Annotated in this window: 15 protein-coding genes and 1 tRNA gene; 11 read left to right on the forward strand and 5 right to left on the reverse strand. The window is 48.3% G+C overall.

The features are described from left to right. The 3 genes from B153_RS35670 to B153_RS0122770 form a co-directional block, all read right to left on the reverse strand. A partial coding sequence (locus B153_RS35670; protein WP_020599059.1) for a transposase occupies window positions 1-214 on the reverse strand: 214 nt, incomplete at its 3' end. Window positions 215-594: 380 nt separating this feature from the next. Then, window positions 595-2,052: a flotillin family protein gene (locus B153_RS0122765; protein ID WP_020599060.1), complete on the reverse strand. Its 1,458-nt coding sequence runs from the start codon at window positions 2,050-2,052 to the stop codon at window positions 595-597. Window positions 2,053-2,253: 201 nt separating this feature from the next. Further along, window positions 2,254-2,338 (reverse strand) — tRNA-Ser (locus B153_RS0122770). A 174-nt stretch (window positions 2,339-2,512) separates the two neighbouring features. Here B153_RS0122770 and purL point away from each other — a divergent pair. The 5 genes from purL to B153_RS0122795 all read left to right on the forward strand — a co-directional run bounded on the left by purL (window position 2,513) and on the right by B153_RS0122795 (window position 8,005). Then, complete coding sequence (gene purL, locus B153_RS0122775; protein WP_020599061.1) at window positions 2,513-4,771, forward strand: phosphoribosylformylglycinamidine synthase subunit PurL; 2,259 nt, start codon at window positions 2,513-2,515, stop codon at window positions 4,769-4,771. 86 nt (window positions 4,772-4,857) lie between these two features. Further along, complete coding sequence (locus tag B153_RS0122780; protein WP_020599062.1) at window positions 4,858-5,658, forward strand: inositol monophosphatase family protein; 801 nt, start codon at window positions 4,858-4,860, stop codon at window positions 5,656-5,658. Between the two features lie 121 nt (window positions 5,659-5,779). Beyond that, on the forward strand, window positions 5,780-6,316 hold the full coding sequence (locus tag B153_RS0122785) for a YfiT family bacillithiol transferase (protein ID WP_020599063.1): 537 nt from the start codon (window positions 5,780-5,782) through the stop codon (window positions 6,314-6,316). 83 nt (window positions 6,317-6,399) lie between these two features. Continuing rightward, the gene (locus B153_RS37365; protein ID WP_020599064.1) at window positions 6,400-6,558 is read left to right on the forward strand and encodes a FeoB-associated Cys-rich membrane protein; all 159 of its coding nucleotides are present in this window, start codon (window positions 6,400-6,402) and stop codon (window positions 6,556-6,558) included. Between the two features lie 52 nt (window positions 6,559-6,610). Further along, window positions 6,611-8,005, forward strand: a complete 1,395-nt coding sequence (locus B153_RS0122795; protein ID WP_020599065.1) for a DUF4403 family protein — start codon at window positions 6,611-6,613, stop codon at window positions 8,003-8,005. A 48-nt stretch (window positions 8,006-8,053) separates the two neighbouring features. Here the strand turns inward: B153_RS0122795 and B153_RS0122800 are convergent, their stop codons facing one another. Continuing rightward, window positions 8,054-8,779, reverse strand: a complete 726-nt coding sequence (locus B153_RS0122800; protein ID WP_026262377.1) for an NUDIX hydrolase — start codon at window positions 8,777-8,779, stop codon at window positions 8,054-8,056. 175 nt (window positions 8,780-8,954) lie between these two features. Between B153_RS0122800 and B153_RS0122805 the strand changes: the two genes are divergently transcribed. From B153_RS0122805 to B153_RS0122815, 3 genes are read left to right on the forward strand one after another with little or no spacing between them, the layout of a single operon-like run. Then, entirely contained in the window at window positions 8,955-9,806 is an 852-nt protein-coding gene (locus B153_RS0122805) for a ThuA domain-containing protein (RefSeq protein ID WP_020599067.1), read from the forward strand. A 56-nt stretch (window positions 9,807-9,862) separates the two neighbouring features. Further along, window positions 9,863-13,315, forward strand: coding sequence for a ThuA domain-containing protein (locus B153_RS0122810; protein ID WP_020599068.1), 3,453 nt, complete (start codon window positions 9,863-9,865; stop codon window positions 13,313-13,315). A gap of 40 nt (window positions 13,316-13,355) precedes the next feature. Then, window positions 13,356-13,733 (forward strand): hypothetical protein, encoded by a 378-nt coding sequence (locus B153_RS0122815; protein ID WP_020599069.1) that lies wholly within the window; start codon window positions 13,356-13,358, stop codon window positions 13,731-13,733. An 83-nt stretch (window positions 13,734-13,816) separates the two neighbouring features. Here B153_RS0122815 and B153_RS0122820 read toward each other — a convergent pair whose 3' ends face one another. Then, entirely contained in the window at window positions 13,817-14,440 is a 624-nt protein-coding gene (locus B153_RS0122820; protein WP_020599070.1) for a DNA-3-methyladenine glycosylase family protein, read from the reverse strand. A gap of 159 nt (window positions 14,441-14,599) precedes the next feature. Here B153_RS0122820 and B153_RS0122825 point away from each other — a divergent pair, with 159 nt between their 5' ends. From B153_RS0122825 to B153_RS0122835, 3 genes are all read left to right on the forward strand, one after another. Beyond that, entirely contained in the window at window positions 14,600-15,646 is a 1,047-nt protein-coding gene (locus B153_RS0122825; RefSeq protein ID WP_020599071.1) for a sensor histidine kinase, read from the forward strand. Continuing rightward, window positions 15,627-16,460 (forward strand): LytR/AlgR family response regulator transcription factor, encoded by an 834-nt coding sequence (locus tag B153_RS0122830; protein ID WP_020599072.1) that lies wholly within the window; start codon window positions 15,627-15,629, stop codon window positions 16,458-16,460. The genes B153_RS0122825 and B153_RS0122830 overlap by 20 nt, the downstream gene beginning before the upstream one ends. Before the next feature lie 101 nt (window positions 16,461-16,561). Beyond that, window positions 16,562-17,998: a S41 family peptidase gene (locus B153_RS0122835; RefSeq protein WP_020599073.1), complete on the forward strand. Its 1,437-nt coding sequence runs from the start codon at window positions 16,562-16,564 to the stop codon at window positions 17,996-17,998. Window positions 17,999-18,007: the final 9 nt, after the last annotated feature.

The raw sequence follows: 18,007 nt of genomic DNA on the forward strand, positions 1-18,007 counted from the left end.
AGTCGGCCTTTTTCCACTGGTCAAAATAATAGTATACGGCTTGCCAGTGCGGAAAGCTAGGCGGCAGGTTTCGCCATTGACAGCCGGTGCGTAACATCCAGAAGATGGCATCCATGACGGCACGTAATTGGTGTTTACGCTTGCGTTGAAGGTTAAAAAAAGGCGAAATTGCTGCCCACTGGTAGTCGGTCAGTGGTTGCCACTGCTTAGTCATTACTTTGTTTCTTGGTCGATACAAAGTTGACTCGACTACCAGTCCTTATCAATTCCCCAACAAGCTCTAATGTTATTTTATATTTAGAATTATGAATGAAAGGTATCAAAAGAGGATACGAGTTTTAATCTAGGTATCATGTTATATTATTGATTATCAGTTAATTATGTCATTATTTTTGTCCTTCACATATTTATAAATCAAACTAACATCGGCCAGTTTTTTACCCAAAGATATGCGTACATTCCAAAGGACATTTTAAGCTCATACGGGTAGATTCGGTTTTCTATTGGTAAAAATCTTAAGAAGTAAACATACTCGACTAAGCTATTTGTATAATTTAGAAATCAATAAATATATGACTGTAAGGCAAATGTTTATTAATTAGAAATGAAAATTTTAAAATAATTTCTATCGTATAATGCTTGTTTTTGATACTCCTTTAATTTTGCACAATCACATTTTGTAATTATATTCTCTATAGATTCGAGTGAAATATAAGAATTAGCAAAGTTTATATTATTCAGTATTTCTTTGTCAACTCTAATTAAATTTTTTCCTGCTGATTCATCAAAATATATATTTGAGAAGTCTAAAAAACTATTTTTGTAATCTTGAGGAAAGCTTTCCATTACCACATTTATTAGAAGTGATATTTTTTTTAATTTGTAAAGATAAATTTCTGTATTTCTAGATAGTAATTTTAGTGATTTTTCAGATTCAATCAACGTGCTCTCTTTTAATAAGCTATATCTTTTTAAATTACTAACGTTTTCTTTTAAAATAGTATTTGTCCTAATATATTTAGATAATTCATTGTCAAAATACTCCTTTCCCCTATGCGTATCATAGAATTGCCGGCCTTTAATAAGATCTTTTTCTTTTAAATAATATAGTGCAATAAATGCCAAATCTTCAAAATTTCTCAAGTTACTAATGTTTCTAATGTAATTAAAGGCTTGACCTTGATTGTTAATTACAATTTTATTTAAAAAAGCATTGTATTTAGTGTTACTTAAATAACCTTCTATCAATAGAGTTCCAAGCCCTTGTTTAAGAGTATAATAACTTTCTCTGTCTATATCTAACAACAAATTGAAATTGTCTTTAGACATAACTCCAAGCCAATTGCCAGAAAGCATATCATATATTTTATCAATCTCAGCAATTGATTTTGTTTTGTAGGCCCTATTTAATAAAACTTCCCCAATAATGTTGTAATACTTATTAAATAATTCTGGAGATTCATTATAATCTAAGCTTATTGTTTGTATGATTTTAATTGCATCAGCGTCAGTAATATCATCATTTAATTTATTGACATTATTTAAAAAATCAAGCATACGCTGTTGATTAATTTTTGATTGTTCTTTTTGCGCTTGGAATTTTTCTATTTCTAATTTTATAGAGTCTTGGCGGGTTATCTCTCTAGATTTAGAAACGCTAGATTGTAGTTCTGATTTGTAATTGCTCGACTCTATTTCTCTTTGCCGTGAAACTTCTTGGGCGCTTCTAAGTGCTTCTTTTTGAATTGAATTTTCAACTTCCTTTTGAGCTATAATTAATTTAATATTTTCTCGTTTAGCTTTTTCTGTTTCTAATCTATAGTTTTCTTGATAAGTCCTTTCCTTAGCTTGCTCTGTTGCTTGCTTAGCCTGTTCCGTGGCTTGCTTAGCCTGTTCTACTCCAATTGATTTAATATCTTTACTTTGTTGATTGGCTATAACTGCCATATCTTTTTTGAAGTTTGCCCAACCAATTAATATTCCTGAAATAACTGCTATAGCGCCAACTATTTGCACAAGTGTTTTTACCCATTTTGGAATATCATTTTCCATTTCTTGAGACTTTTTTGATTTCCCCTAAATTATAACAATGTGATTGAATTTTGATCGCTTTGTATAAAATGCTTATTGATTATTAAGAAATAGTTTTGTTTTATATAATTTATATAGATAACAGTAATAAAAATTAAAAATCATTAAAATGAAAAAAAAGCGCTCAAATCATTGATTTTGAGCGCTTTAGTTTTTTGTTTGCAGAGAGAGAGGGATTCGAACCCCCGGACCTGTTACAGTCTTCGGTTTTCAAGACCGACGCAATCGACCACTCTGCCATCTCTCTTTCTGGGTGCAAATATACAAGCCTTTTGAGATTTGTCAACCCATACCCGAGCAATTTGGGGCAAAAAGCCTAATTTTGGCCCAGATTTAAAGAGCGAAAGAGCGAAAGAGGGGAAGAGCGGAAAAGAGCCGCCTTCTCAAACCGCTCTTTCACTCTTTCACTCTTTCGCTCTTTATGGATACCCTCGAAACGCTCCCTACTGTTGAAACCGCCCGGAAACTGGGCCTGTTACCGGATGAATTTGACCGCATTGCCCAGATTCTGGGGCGCAAACCCAACTTTACCGAACTGAGTATCTTTTCGGTCATGTGGTCAGAACACTGTTCCTATAAGAATTCGATTGTCTGGCTTAAAACCCTGCCGCGCGATTCAGACCGGATGCTGGCCAAAGCTGGGGAAGAAAACGCAGGTCTGGTCGATATTGGCGATGGGCTGGCCTGTTCGTTTAAGATCGAATCCCACAACCACCCGTCGGCTCTGGAACCCTATCAGGGAGCCGCTACGGGCGTAGGGGGTATCAACCGGGATATTTTTACGATGGGCGCCCGGCCCATTGCCCAGCTCAACTCGCTCCGCTTTGGCGATCTGAGCCTGACCAAAACCCGCCGATTGCTGCGGGGCGTGGTAAAAGGAATTGGGGATTACGGCAATGCGTTCGGCATCCCAACCGTTGGCGGTGAGATTTACTTTGATGAGTGTTACAATACCAACCCGCTGGTCAATGCGTTTTCGGCCGGGATTGTCGAGGTCGGAAAAGTAGCCAAGGCGACCAGTTATGGCGTTGGCAATCCGGTGTTTATCGTGGGCTCGGCTACGGGTAAAGACGGTATTCACGGGGCTACCTTTGCCTCAGAGGATATTACGGCTGCGTCGACCGACAAGCTGCCGGCTGTACAGGTAGGGGACCCGTTCATGGAAAAACTCCTGCTCGAAGCCACCCTCGAGATCATCGCTACAGGCTATGTGATCGGTATTCAGGATATGGGTGCGGCTGGGATCATCTGCTCCACATCGGAAATGAGTGCGAAAGGGGAGCATGGCATGATTATCGACCTCGACAAAGTACCGACTCGTCAGGCCAACATGGCTCCGTTTGAGATTCTGCTGTCGGAATCGCAGGAGCGGATGCTGGTGGTGATCGAGAAAGGTAAAGAGTCGGTTATTCAGGCTATTTTCGACAAGTGGGATCTGAACTGTGCTCAGATCGGGGAAGTAACACCCCCAACGGCTGAAGGCGGTGGCCGATTGCATTTCTATCGCTATGGCGAACTGGTGGCCGATGTGCCCGCCTACGATCTGGTGCTGGGTGGCGGTGCCCCGCAGTATCAGCGCGAATACAAAGAACCGGCCTATATACAGGAGTATGCCAAATTCGACCCGGCCGATGTCGATGACATCGAAGCGTCGGACATTGCCGATATCGCCAGACACCTGTTGTCGCATCCGAATATCTGCTCACGGAAGTGGGTCTATGAGCAATACGATTCGATGGTGGGAACGGCCAACCGGAGTACCAATGCGCCCTCAGATGCCGCTGTGGTGCGGGTAAAAGGCCCCGGCCTCCCCGAAACCGATAAGTCGATTGTGATTACCGTCGACTGCAACAGCCGGTATGTGAATGCCAACCCGCGTCAGGGGGCTATGATCGCTGTAGCCGAAGCCTGTCGGAATATCGTCTGTTCGGGTGGGGAGCCACTGGCCGTTACCAACAACCTCAATTTCGGAAACCCTTACGTGCCGGAAGTATACTGGCAGTTTGTGGAAGCTGTACAGGGTATGGGCGAAGCCTGCCGTCGGTTCAGTACACCCGTTACGGGGGGCAACGTAAGTTTCTACAACCAAAGCTCCGACGACGGCCCGGTATTCCCGACCCCGACCATCGGTATGCTGGGGTTGATGGAAAACCCGGCGCATCAAATGACCCTGAATTTTAAAGCTACGGGCGATCTGATCTATCTGGTTGGTCCGTCTACCAGCGACATCGCATCGTCGGAATACCTGTACTCGTATCGGGGTATTAAAGCGTCGCCCGCACCCAACTTCGATTTTGAAACCGAATGGCGTGTACAGGAAGGCATCAAAACCATGATTCGCAACGGCTGGATTCAGTCGGCACACGATGTGTCGGATGGAGGCCTGTTTGTTACCCTGGCCGAATCGGGTATGGCTGGTAGCAAAGGATTTTCGATTCAGACCGATACCCGTCACCGGGCCGATGCGTTCCTGTTTGGCGAGAGCCAGAGCCGGGTGGTCATTTCGGTTTCGCCCGATCAGCAGCAGCACGTCGTTGGGTATCTGGAAGACAGCATTCTGCCGTTCCGTTTCCTGGGTACGGTAACCGACGGCGACTTCACCATCGACGAAGCTACGGTTATAACCCTTTCGGAAGCAAAGGCATTGTACGACAATGCGTTAAGTGAAATCATGAAGTGATTAGTCGAACTATAGTATAAAGCGGGTGGGTAGCCCGCTTTTTTTAATGTATATATGCGGGTTAACTACCCGCTTTACTCAATCAAATGACTCAGGATTTAGCCGCGTTAACCCGCGAAATTTGTACGATTGCCATGGAAGCCGGTGCGTTTCTGATTCAGGAGCGACAAAAATTTCAACGGGAGTCCATTGAATACAAGGGACTGAACAATCTGGTTTCGTACGTCGATAAGGAAACCGAAAAACAACTGGTTGATAAACTAAGCCGGTTGCTGCCCGAAGCCGGATTTATCACAGAAGAAGGGACAACCGGCCAGGCGGCCGATCAGAGCGCCCTCAACTGGATCATCGACCCGCTCGATGGCACCGCCAATTTCATTCATGGGCTTCCGGTATTCTCGGTCAGCATCGGGCTGGCACAAGGGAAAACGCCCATTGCCGGGGTCGTTTATGACCCCAACCGCGACGAATGTTTTTCGGCCTGGCAGGGTGGAGGAGCCTATTGCAATGGCACAAAAATCTCGGTTTCGCCTGCAACGGCGCTGGGCGATAGTCTGATCGCCACGGGGTTCCCTTATTATCGCTTCGATCAAATGCAGCGGTACCTGCACATACTGGAGTCGCTTATGCAGCGCACGCATGGGTTGCGTCGGATGGGCTCGGCAGCCATCGATCTGGCGTATGTGGCCTGTGGGCGCTTTGAAGCTTTTTACGAATACAACCTCAATTCGTGGGATATGGCTGCCGGGGTGCTGCTGGTTCAGGAAGCGGGTGGCGTGGTGACTAACTTTAGTGGGGGAGACGATTTTCTGTTCGAGGGCGATGTAGTGGCCGCCTGTGGCGTACACCCTGAACTGATCCAGGCCATTCAGGAACATTGGGAGTGATTCCTAAACGGTAAGCGGTCTAGTCAGGTTTTGCAAATCGGATGAGTTATCCCATCCCAATACGGTGATATTTGTGCTGATACGCTAACGACATTGGGCCGGATGGCCTGCCAGAATTCTTATGCAAGACCTCGATACACTCCGCTACCCCATTGGCGATTTCGTGTACGGAAAAACGTACTCCGCCGAAGACACGCGGCAGCAGATCGCTGCTATTGATGAACTACCTGTCAAACTTACCGAACTCGTAGGCAAGTGGGGCGATGATCGGCTCGATACCCCCTACCGACCCGAAGGCTGGACGGTTCGGCAACTGGTTCACCACATTGCCGATAGCCATATTAATGCCTATGTGCGTACCAAGCTCGGATTGACGGAATCGAACCCAACCATTTCGCCCTATGAAGAAGGTGAATGGGCCAAACTCCCCGATTCAAAACTGGATGTTGCCCCTTCGCTGGTCATTCTACGGAATTTGCATCAGCGCTGGGTAACCATTCTGTCGTCACTTTCCGATGCGGATCTAGAACGTACCTATTTCCATCCGGGCAGTAAACGCGAATTTACGATCCGTGAGGTGATCGCGAATTATGCCTGGCATGGTGAACACCACTACCAGCATGCCTATCGACTGGCCGAACGGAACGGATGGGGGTGAAAATATGTATGATGTATGATATAGGATGTATGCCTCTGGCGAATGGTATATCATACATCGTACATCCTATATCATACCTAGTTATGCAGGAGGTTATTATTTTTCTGGTTTTCGCTACTGCGCTGATCTACCTGGGCTGGCGTATGTATCGTAGTTTTTTTGCGCCGAAGTCGGCCGGATGTGGCAAAGGGTGCGGGTGTGCCGTCGACACAAAGCCGATTGCCCGGCTAACCGAAAAGTGAATATCGACGGGCGAGCTTAACATTTTGTTCATCCGATGGTTTTGTTGTTGCTATGAAAGCTCAACAAATCATCGGAATTTTTATATGTCTTATTGTCCTGGTGGGCTCAGAGGGTTGTAAACGCGTTCGCCCGGATGCGCCAGCCGCTGAGGATTTTGACCCCGCTATTGAAGATCCTGTGTCGTATATGGCGGGGAATCTTACGTTCAATATCCGTGATTTAGAAGCCAAAGTAAACAAGGCGCTCTCCACAACGCTGGTCTCTGAAGAGACGTTTCAGGGACGGAAAGGGGAGGCCTGGCGATTGCGGGTAGAGCGTACAGGCCCTATTCAGATCCGGTACCAGAACCGGCGGGTGTATTTCTCCGCGCCCCTGCAAGTCTGGTACAGCAACCCAATCGGTTTGCGAAAAAGCGAAAACCGAAAAAGTCGGCGGCTCTGTGCATTGGCCGTTAATTTTACCAGCCCGGTAGGGGTTGGCCCCAACTGGCATCTGCTTACCAATTCCCGATTTGAAGAGTACCACTGGACCCAGAAACCAACCGTTCGGCTGTTGGGTATCAAGGTGAGCGTGCAGAAAATTGCCGAAACGATTCTGGATAAGCGTAAGGCCGATATTGAGCAGGCCATCGACCGGGCCGTTCACCGAAGTATCCGGCTCGACAAGCAGGTAAGTAAGGTCTGGCGCGATATGCAGAAACCCTTGCGGGTGGCTAAAAAGCCCGAAAATATCTGGCTCATTCCCAGACCATTTAGTATTGCCGTTGCTCCGGTGATGGGCAATGAACAGCAGATTACCGTACCCATTCAAATTGCGTTTCGGGTCGATACTCGTCTTGGTCCACAGCCAGCCATGGATTCGCTGGAACGCCTACCCCAGCTTTTACGACGCAATTCGCTGCCTGAATCTGCACGTCTGGAAGTGCTGGCAACGATTCCTTATACCGATATAAATCAGGTACTTGCCAAAACCCTGGATCGGGAAAAACTGAATCTGGTGGGTGGAAATGTGAAAATCAAAAAGGCAGTGCTTTATGGAAGTGGGCGGAAACTCATCCTCAAAACGGACGTAGGCGGTGCCATTCACGGCACCCTTTATTTTCATGGTACACCCGTTTACGACACGCTGACCAATACACTACGCATGCGGGATGTGGATTTTGACGTCGATACGAAAGAAAAACTGTTTGCTACGGCCGACTGGCTCCTGCACGATAATCTGCGGGATACCATTCAGGCAGCTATGGTCGTTCCTCTGCGGCATCCGATTTCGACCATTCCCGAAAAAATAGAAACGGCCTTTGCACACGCCAAAGTCGGCCAGAAAACCGATCTTGACATTGATACGTTCCGGCTGGTTCCTCAGCGGATTGTGGTTCGGCCCGAGGGCGTTCAGGTGCTGATTAACGTAAAATCCCGGGTGACGGTAAAAGTAAAAAAGCTCTGATTACTGCTGACTAATTCGGTGAAGGTCGGGTTTCGGACATAGGCCGTTTTACTGCTGGAACCGATACAGGTAAGGAGCCTTGTTGGCTGCCCCTGTAAACTTCTTCTCCAGCCGCTCCAGCACATTCAGGTCCAGAATTTTTTTCTGAAAATTATTACGGGCAAAGGGTTTGTCATAAATGGCTTCATACAGTTCCTGCACCTCTTTCATGGTAAACGTGTCGGGAAGCAGGTTGAAGGCGATCAGCTTTCGGTCAAGGTTTAATCGTAGCGTTTCCAGTGCCTGCGTAACCATTTCATTATGGTCCATGATCAGGGCTGGTAGCTGCTTTACATTGTACCAGTCAACCGAGTCGTCCAGCTCCGATTTTCGAGGGTGCATTTTGTTGATGTCGACCAGGGCGTAGTAGCCAATCGAAACAAAGCGTTTGGCCAGCCACTGAAGGCTGGCTTCATCCAGCATGATCTGCTCTGCCCACTCATCTCGCAGCGACGTAAGCCCTTCAAAAACTTCATGGTTTATCCGGTTGGGCTCGCCAAACACCCGGTACTGCTCCAGGTAAATGTCCTTCAGCCCGGTTCGTTCTTCCAGAATCCGTTTGGCTGCCTGATCAATACTTTCCTCGTGTTTGATAAACCCGCCTGGCAATGCCCAGAACGACCGCTTCATCTTTATTCTGGAAATCAGAACCTTTAGCTCGGCGTCTTTATACCCGAATATGACACAGTCGATGGAGAGTTGATGGAGGAAGGATTGTTCGTCAAATAATTTCATGCGTAATGATGTTCGTGAGGAGTTTTGGCAAGAATGGTACTCTGTAAAGACAAAATAATGAAAAATTTATTGTCTATTTTTTAGACAATAAAAAAACTTATTCCATACCTTTGCTAAGGGGAGCAATAAGTCATTTAAAATCAAAGCGCAACGCACGCTGTCGAAAGCCGGATTCATGAAGAAGGTGGTTAAAATCATAGTGGGGGTTTTTCTGGGCCTCATTATCCTGTTAGGTATTGCCTTGGGCGGGTTCATCTATAAAGTTAAAAACGGTTTTCCGGTATCGTATGAAACGGAAGCCCCGCAAATTACTTTCCCTGCCCATAAACCAGCCATTTTATTGTTCTCTAAAACTACAGGCTTTCGTCATGGCGCGTCGATAGAGGCATCAAAACCAGTTATTAAGGCGCTGGCAGAGAAAAACAACTGGTTTGTTTACGAGACCGAAGAGGGGGGCGTATTCAATCCCGCACAACTGGCCAGGTTCAGTACGGTTATTTTTAACAACTCGACCGGGGAGGTGATTAACGATGAGCAGAAACGTGCGCTGGAGCAATACGTGGAAAATGGCGGTAGCCTGATGGGGATTCATGGCGCTGGCGACGACTCCCACCATTGGGATTGGTATGAACAGAATTTGCTGGGCGCTAAGTTTTCGCACCACCCGATCAACCCACAGTTTCAGGCAGCGGAAATTCTCCTCGATCCGCAGAAGGACAGTCTGTTCAGTCGGCTGCCTCAAAAATGGTCGAATGCAGACGAATGGTATGTTTTTTTTGAAAATCCCCGCAAAAAAGGCTTCAATATTATTTACACCATCAACGGCGAGACCATCAACCCCAGTGGAAATATTCTGTTCATGACCTCAAAAAACTTTGGCATGGGCAAAGACCATCCCGTGGCCTGGTATAAGCAGATGGGCAAGGGCAAGACGTTCTATACCTCTATGGGACATAACGAAACCGCCTGGCAAAACGAAAACTTTGTGAAGCTTATTGAAGCGGGTTTGCAATGGACCTGCCAGTAATGCCGGGAGGCTTTTGAATCGGTCGAATAAACAGTACTAATTAACTTCAATACTCTATGAAACAGCTAGTTAACATGGCAAGGCTGGCTTTTGTACAGGCGTTTATGCTGGTATGTACAAGCCATCTCTTTGCCCAGTCACCCAAAATCAATCTGCTGGTTTTCAGCAAGACAGCGGCTTTCCGACATCAGTCTATTGAAGCAGGTAAAAAAGCCCTGGCGAAGATGGCCGGCGAAAAAGGATTTGGAGTAAGCTTTACCGAAGATGCGGCTCAGTTTACCGAAGCCAATCTGAAAAAATACAACACGGTCGTGTTTCTGAACACTACGGGCGATGTACTGAATAATGAGCAGCAAAGTGCGTTCGAGCGGTACATTCAGGCGGGTGGCGGCTATGTCGGCATTCACGCAGCTACGGATACCGAGTATGAGTGGCCCTGGTACGGTAGTTTGGCGGGTGCGTATTTTCTGGATCACCCCATGCCCAATAATGTGCAAAAGGGGAAGTTCATAGTGGCCATGAAAAACCACTGGGCGACCAAAGGAATGCCCGACGAGTTTGAGCGGACGGATGAGTTCTATAGCTTCAAATCGATCTCGCCTAAAATCAATGTTGTCCTCAAAATCGACGAAAAAAGCTATCAGGGCGGCAAAAACGGGGATAATCACCCCATGAGCTGGTACCATGAATTCGACGGTGGCCGGGCTTTTTACACGGCAATGGGCCATACCGACGAGACGTTTTCGGAACCCCTGTTTCTGAATCACCTCTGGGCGGGTATTCAGTACACCACGGGTGGCGACACGCCAAAGCCGCTCAACTTTGCCAAAGCGCGCCCGGAAGAGAACCGTTTCTCAAAAGTGATTCTGGCCGAAAAACTGGATGAACCCATGGAACTGAGCGTACTGGGCGACGGACGGATTCTGTTTATCCAGCGCAAAGGTGAAGTTCGGCTGTACAATACCAAAACCAAAGAACTGAAGACGATTGCCAAAATTCCGGTCAGCATCAAATACGTCAGCAAGGAAGGGAAAGAGTCAATGGGTGAGGATGGACTGCTGGGACTGAACAAAGACCCGAATTTCGCACAGAACCACTGGATTTACCTGTATTATTCGATACCAGAGGAGTCGAAGAACGTACTGGCTCGCTTTGAACTGAAAGGGGATGAGCTGGACATGGCGTCGAAGAAAGTGCTGCTCGATGTGCCTACCCAACGGGAAGAGTGCTGCCATACGGGGGGATCGATAGCCTGGGATAGAGCCGGGAATCTGTACCTGTCAACGGGCGACAACACAAACCCACACGCATCGAATGGATATAGCCCCAGCGATGAGCGTGAAGGACGTGGCCCCTGGGATGCTCAGAAATCGTCGGCCAATACGGCCGACCTGCGGGGTAAGATCATCCGTATTCATCCCGAAGCCAACGGCACCTATACCATCCCCGATGGCAATCTGTTTCCGAAAGGCACCGCACAGACGCGCCCCGAAATTTATACGATGGGCCACCGCAATCCATTCCGCATTTCGGTCGACCCGAAAACGGGTTTTCTGTACTGGGGTGAAGTGGGGCCTGATGCCGCCAAACCTGATCCGAACCGGGGACCTGCCGGACATGATGAGGTGGGGCAGGCACGTAAAGCGGGTAACTTCGGCTGGCCCCATTTTGTCGGGGATAACAAAGCCTATAACAAATACGACTTTGCAACGAATACTTCGGGTGAAAAGTGGGATGTGAATGCCCCAACCAACAACTCCCCCAACAATACGGGTTTAAAAGTCCTTCCTCCTGCGCAAAAAGCGTTTATCTGGTATCCGTACGATGCCTCTCCGGAGTTCCCGCTGGTGGGTGCTGGTGGACGCAATGCCATGGCCGGGCCGGTTTTTTACAGTGAGGACTTTCAAAATGCCCCCCACGCGTTCCCGAACTACTACGATAAGAAGCTGATCACCTACGACTGGATGCGGGGCTGGATTATGGCCGTCACGATGGACAATGAGGGCAACTATGTGTCGATGGAGCGATTTATGCCCAGCTACAAATTCAGCAATCCGATGGATATGGAATTTGCCGATAACGGTGATCTCTATATGCTCGAATATGGTTCAGGATGGTTTAGTGCCAATGACGATGCCCGGCTGATTCGGATTGAATACAACGGCGGCAACCGCAAGCCTCAGTTGCAAATGGCGGCCAATAAGATGGGGGGCTCTGCTCCGCTGGCACTGAAACTGAATTCGACAGGAACGGAAGACGCCGATGGCGACGCGTTGACCTACACCTGGAAAGTAACTTCAAAAAATGGCTTTAGTAAAGTGGTCAATACACCCGAGGCAAACCTGACCCTGGCTAAACCCGGTGTATACAAAGCAACCCTGACGGTCAATGATGGCAAGGGCGGGATGGCAACCCAGTCGATGGATATTACGGTTGGGAACGAAGCGCCTGTACTTAGCCTGGATATGCCGGGGGCCAACAAGTCGTTCTTTGTGGCCAATAAGCCATTTTCGTACGACGTCAAGGTGAGCGACAAAGAAGATGGTACACTCGGGAAAGGTATTGACCCTGAGCGCGTAGCGGTCAATATTGATTACATGCCCGAAGGGTTTGATAAGGTAGCCATTGCTCAGGGACACCGCTCGGCCGATGCGAATGCGTTACTGGCTACGGGCAAAAAGCTCATCGAAGGCAGCGACTGTAAGGCTTGTCATAGCATCAACAAGAAGTCGATAGGTCCGGCTTATGCCGACGTAGCCAAAAAATACAAAGGCGATAATTCGGCTCTGGAGCGGCTGACCAAGAAAGTGATTGCGGGTGGGGCTGGTGTATGGGGCGAAACGCCTATGTCGGCGCACCCACAACTATCGGCGGCCGATGCTTCCGAAATGGTCAAATACGTGTTGAGTCTGTCGAATGAGTCGGCTACCAGTGCCTTGCCGACCAAAGGAAGCTATACGGCGAAAATCCCGGCGGGCGACAAGGGTAAAGGCGTATACATCGTTCGGGCATCGTACGAAGACAAAGGGGTTAAAGGATTACCGTCGCTGCGTTCTGAACAGACGTTTATGCTTCGTAATGCCCTGATGGATGCCCATGGGTTTGATACGTATGATAACGTCAATAAAATGGCGTATGGGGGCAACAATCTGGCAATTCCTTCCAAATCGGGTGCGTACATGGGGATTAAACAGGTCGATCTGGCGGGGGTATCTGAGTTTCGGGTTATGGCAATAGCGCCTAAGCCGCAACTCAATGCGATAGGCGGTAAGGTTGAAGCACACCTCGATAGCCCAACGGGTAAGCTGATTGGTGAATCGGCCATGATGGAACCTTCCGACAAGATGGATTTCAAACCCAATCAACTGAGCGTTCCGGTTAAATTACCTGTTCCTGCCGACAACAAACCACACGATGTGTATCTGGTGTTTGTCAATCCGTCGAAAGCATCTGGAAGTCTGATGGTTGTGATGGGCGTTGAAGCGGTTCTGAATGCGAGTGCTCAATAAATTTATTCTAAATCCGGTTTAAATCTAATCCTGTTTAATGATGAAAAAAGTAAGTACAATTCTGTTCCTGCTCGTTCTATTTGTATCGGTTAAGGGCTTTTCACAAGCTGCTCCTCCCGCTGATTTCTTTGCGGGTAAGTGGGAAATTACGATATTCGGTACCCCTGATGGCGATGCTAAACTGGTAACCGAACTCATCCGAAAAGATGGCAAACTGACGGGTGAATTAAAAGACCCAACCGGCAAACGCCCCGAAGCCATCCCCATTACCAAGATTGAAGAGGAAGCCAACAAACTGACCATCTATTTCGTAGCCCAGGGAATGGATATAAATGTGAACCTCGACAAGGTGGATGACGATCACCTGAAAGGTTCGCTCCTGGGCATGTTCGACTCAACCGCGTTGCGCATAAAGTAGGAAAGTCAATAGAACACGGATTGGTCTGATTCTTATGCTTTGCGAAAACCTGTGCAAAGCATAAGAATCAGACCAATCCGTGTTTAAACGGGCTTCCAACGCCACAGATACCGACTGGCTGTAGTACGGTACGGACGCCAGGCATCCGCAATTTCGTGTAAGACTTTGTAGAGGGCCCGGCCCGTGACGCCCTGTGTGCGTTCGGGATAGGCCAGGAGCATCCGCTGCCGAATCACCAGATCATCGATTGGAAATACATCCGGCCGATCCAGCACGAACATCAGCAACATTTCCACCGTCCATCGACCGACGCCTTTGATCGGCACTAAATACTGAACAATCGCTTCGTCGGTCATGGAGTCGAGGTGCGTTCGGGCCAGCGAATTAGCCAGCGAAAAGTCAGCTACGCTTTGCAGGTACTTGATTTTCTGGGCCGACAGTCCGGCAGTGCGTAATTCCTCCGTCGTTTTCTGAAGCAGCGCATCGGCCTGTGGGTATTTGTCTGGAAAAAGGGCACGGAACCGGGCGAATATAGCATCGGCGGCTTTCACCGAAATCTGTTGCGACACAATACTCTCCAGAAGGGCCAGATATACATCGTCAGCATAATCATTAAAAATTTTAGGATTGGGAGTCTCAGCGATCAGCCGGGCCATGATGGGGTCCTGCGACAGGTGGGTAAGGATAGCGGATTCGATCGGTTGCATAGCCGGATGAAGTGGGTGCAGGTACGGAGATTTCTGTCAACAAAGATACGGTCCTGAATTGGGTTGGCGGGTAAAAAAACGACAGTCTGGACGCATTTCTCAACCGTTCAGTAGCCTTTTTCTTTCGCCGTAAAGTCCGTTGAATGATCTTTACAGGTGATGGAAAAACTGAACGATCGCTGGTTGCGTCTGGTCGGCGTACCGCTCATTTCAATCGTCTCGAACTTTATCTTTTTTCAACCCGACAACGATGCCCGGCACATCAGTCGGGGGTTAGCGTTGGGCGTGAGCCTGGTGGAGTGCGTGCTGGTGTGGGAAGTGGCCCGGCTGGGTATTCTGGAGGCCCGGCGTCGGTACCCCCGGCTGAATCAGACTACGCCACGCATTGCCGTCCAGGTGATCTGGTTTGTGGTTACCATGATGATTCAGCGACTTGCCCTGGTCTATTTTTACGATCGAACCCAATTTTGGGGCTATCCGATGTCGGAGCGGGCGTATTGGATCAACACCCTGATTCCGTTGCTGTTTGTTGTCCCTCTGGCTACCATTTACGAAGCGCGGTATCTGTATCGGCAGTGGTGGGTGACCTATTACGAAGCCGAGCAGCTCAAGAAAGAAGCTTTACAGAGTCAGCTCGATTCGCTGAAAGCGCAGATAAATCCTCATTTTCTGTTCAATAGCCTGAGTACGCTTTCGTCGCTGGTCGTCGAAAATCCGAAGCAGGCCGAGCGGTTCATCGAAGAACTGGCCTCGGTATATCGGTATGTATTGCAAACAAACGACCAACTGCTCACCTCGCTGGCTACTGAACTTCAGTTTATTCGGGCCTATTTTCACCTGTTGCAGATGCGGTTTGGTCGTAGTGTAGAGCTGGAGATTACGGTCGAAGAACGATACAAAGCCTTACTGATTCCCCCCCTGACTCTACAGTTGCTGGTCGAAAATGCCGTGAAGCATAATGCCGCTTTGCCCACAAAGCCACTCTTGATTCAGATCTATACCGACGAACAGGGCCAGCTTAACGTGACGAATACCGTTCGGAGAAAACAAACCCTGATTCCTTCGAATCGGACCGGCCTCACGAATATTATTACCAAATACCGACTATTGGGGCAACCGGATGTGGTCATCCGTCAATCCGACGATTGTTTTCAGGTCACTGTTCCACTTATTCAGGAAACCCACCATGACTATACTCATCATTGAAGACGAAGAGCCTACTGCCCGGAAACTTCAACGGCTACTAGGTGATATTGATTCTACCCTGAGCGTGGTAGGTATGACCGGGAGTGTGGATGAATCGGTAGCGTGGTTAAAGAGCAACCCCATGCCCGACCTGATTTTTATGGATATTGAACTGGCCGATGGACAGAGTTTCGAGATCGTGAATCAGGTGCCCATAACCAGCCCGGTGATTTTTACGACCGCTTACGACGAGTATGCGATCAAGGCCTTTACAGTCAATAGCATCGATTATCTGCTCAAGCCAATTAAAGAAGAGGAGGTCCGGAACGCGCTGACAAAGCTTCAGCGGTTGCGACAGGTGTTGACACTTCCTGCCCAGACGGATGGTAAATCGGCTCTGGAAACCTCCCTGGCCAATCTGCTTCAACAGTTCAGACAGATAGCCGAAGCCCCGAACGATTCGGGTTACACAGCCACACGTCCACTGCCTGCCTCCTTCCGGGATCGCTTTCTGATCCGACAGGGGCAGCGATTGTTTTCGGTCAATGTCCATGAGATTGCTTACTTCTTTAGCCGGAATAAACTGTCGTTTCTGAAAACCCATGACAGTCAGGAATGGCTCGTTGATTACACCATCGACGAACTGGCCCATATGCTTGATCCACAACAGTTTTTCAGGCTCAATCGGCAGGTAATCGCCCAGCTCGAAGCCGTTGATAAAGTGCATCTGTATTTCAACGGAAAACTAAAGGTCAGTCTATTGCCCGCTTTCGATGACGACGTTGTGGTCAGCCGGGATAAAGCCGGGGAATTGAAGCGGTGGTTGGGTGAATGAAACCGACGATTCGGTCCGTAAAATACGCTGTTCGGTGGTGGTTCTCTTTCATGAACCGTTGGTATCGGCCAGTTTAGCGTCCTCATTAAACACAACGACCAATGAACCGAGTCCTGTATGCTAGCCTATTCATCCTCCTGTTTCGTCTGCCGATTCAGGCGCAACAGCTTAGTCCCGACCAACTCCAGACCGATTTTGCCCGCTTCCGAACGGCACTGGCCGAAGCGCATCCTGAGATGTATCGCTACACACCGAAACCACGTTTCGATTCCCTGTTTGCGGCCACAGCTTCTCAATTGAACAAACCCATGACGCAGCAGGCATTTTACGTAAGCATGGTTCCATTGCTGGTGGCTCTCCGGGATGGGCATATCAAGTGGATCGTGTCGGGACGGGATGAGCATTATCCGTTTTCAACGGACAGACTCTTTCCGCTCAAGCTTTATTTTCTGGGGAATAAAGCCTGGATTGTCGGTAATTACGGGTCAACCCCCGTTCCCGTTGGTGCCGAAGTCATGTCGATCAATGGGGAGCCAATGGCCGCTATTATTCAGTCGCTCTTGCCAAACATGACCTTTGCTGATGGCGACCGGACAGGGGGGAAACTGGAAGATCTGAACAGCTATTTCTCTGGGTATTACGCCACATTCATCGGAGTGCCCGACAGCTTTCAGGTCGCTTGGCGTTCAGGAGCCGCCGTAAAAACCGTAACGCTGGCCCCTGTTACCGAATCGATGATTAAAGCGTATCGGGAACAACATAAAGCAAAGTCCCAGAACCCATTTCGCCTGACTATCTCGGAGAACCAGACCGCCGTAATGACCATCGAACGCTTCTGGAACGAAAAAAACGAGCCAGACTTCAGGCAGTTTTTGAGCGAATCATTCCGGGCTATCAAGCAGCAGGGGATACAGCATCTGGTACTTGATCTGCGTAACAACGAAGGGGGAGAGGAGTCGTGGGGCGTCGAGCTATACAGTTATCTGGCTCAGCGGCCATTTCGGTACTACGACCATATCAGCGTGCGGCAGAAAAAAGGCTTTTCATTTCCGGCCTGGTCCTCAAAACTATACCGGATGGCTAAATGGATCGTGGTGAAAAAGCGCGGAAACGGCTATGTAATGACCCATCATCGGGGGTTACGCACCACCAAACCTAAAGCGGATGCATACGCTGGAAAGCTGTATGTTTTGCTCAATGGAAATAGTTTCTCGGTTACTACCGAATTAGGGGCCAGAATCCACGCCGATAAGCGGGCCGTTTTTATTGGGCAGGAGAGCGGGGGAGGCTATAAGGTAAACAGCAGTGGAATATTCGCGATTACGCAATTACCCAATTCGAAAATTGACCTGGGCATCGGCATGTTTGGCTTCAACATGGCTAATGTGTCAGCATATCCGTATACAGACCGGGGTATTATCCCCGACTATCCTGTAGAACCTACGGCTGAGGATGTCATACACCAGCATGATCCGGTTATGGAGTATGCCCTGAAACACATTCGAAGTCAGACACCTGCACTCACGAAAGACGAGTAAAAAAAGGCT

This window comes from Spirosoma panaciterrae DSM 21099 (assembly GCF_000374025.1).
Taxonomy (GTDB): domain Bacteria; phylum Bacteroidota; class Bacteroidia; order Cytophagales; family Spirosomataceae; genus Spirosoma; species Spirosoma panaciterrae.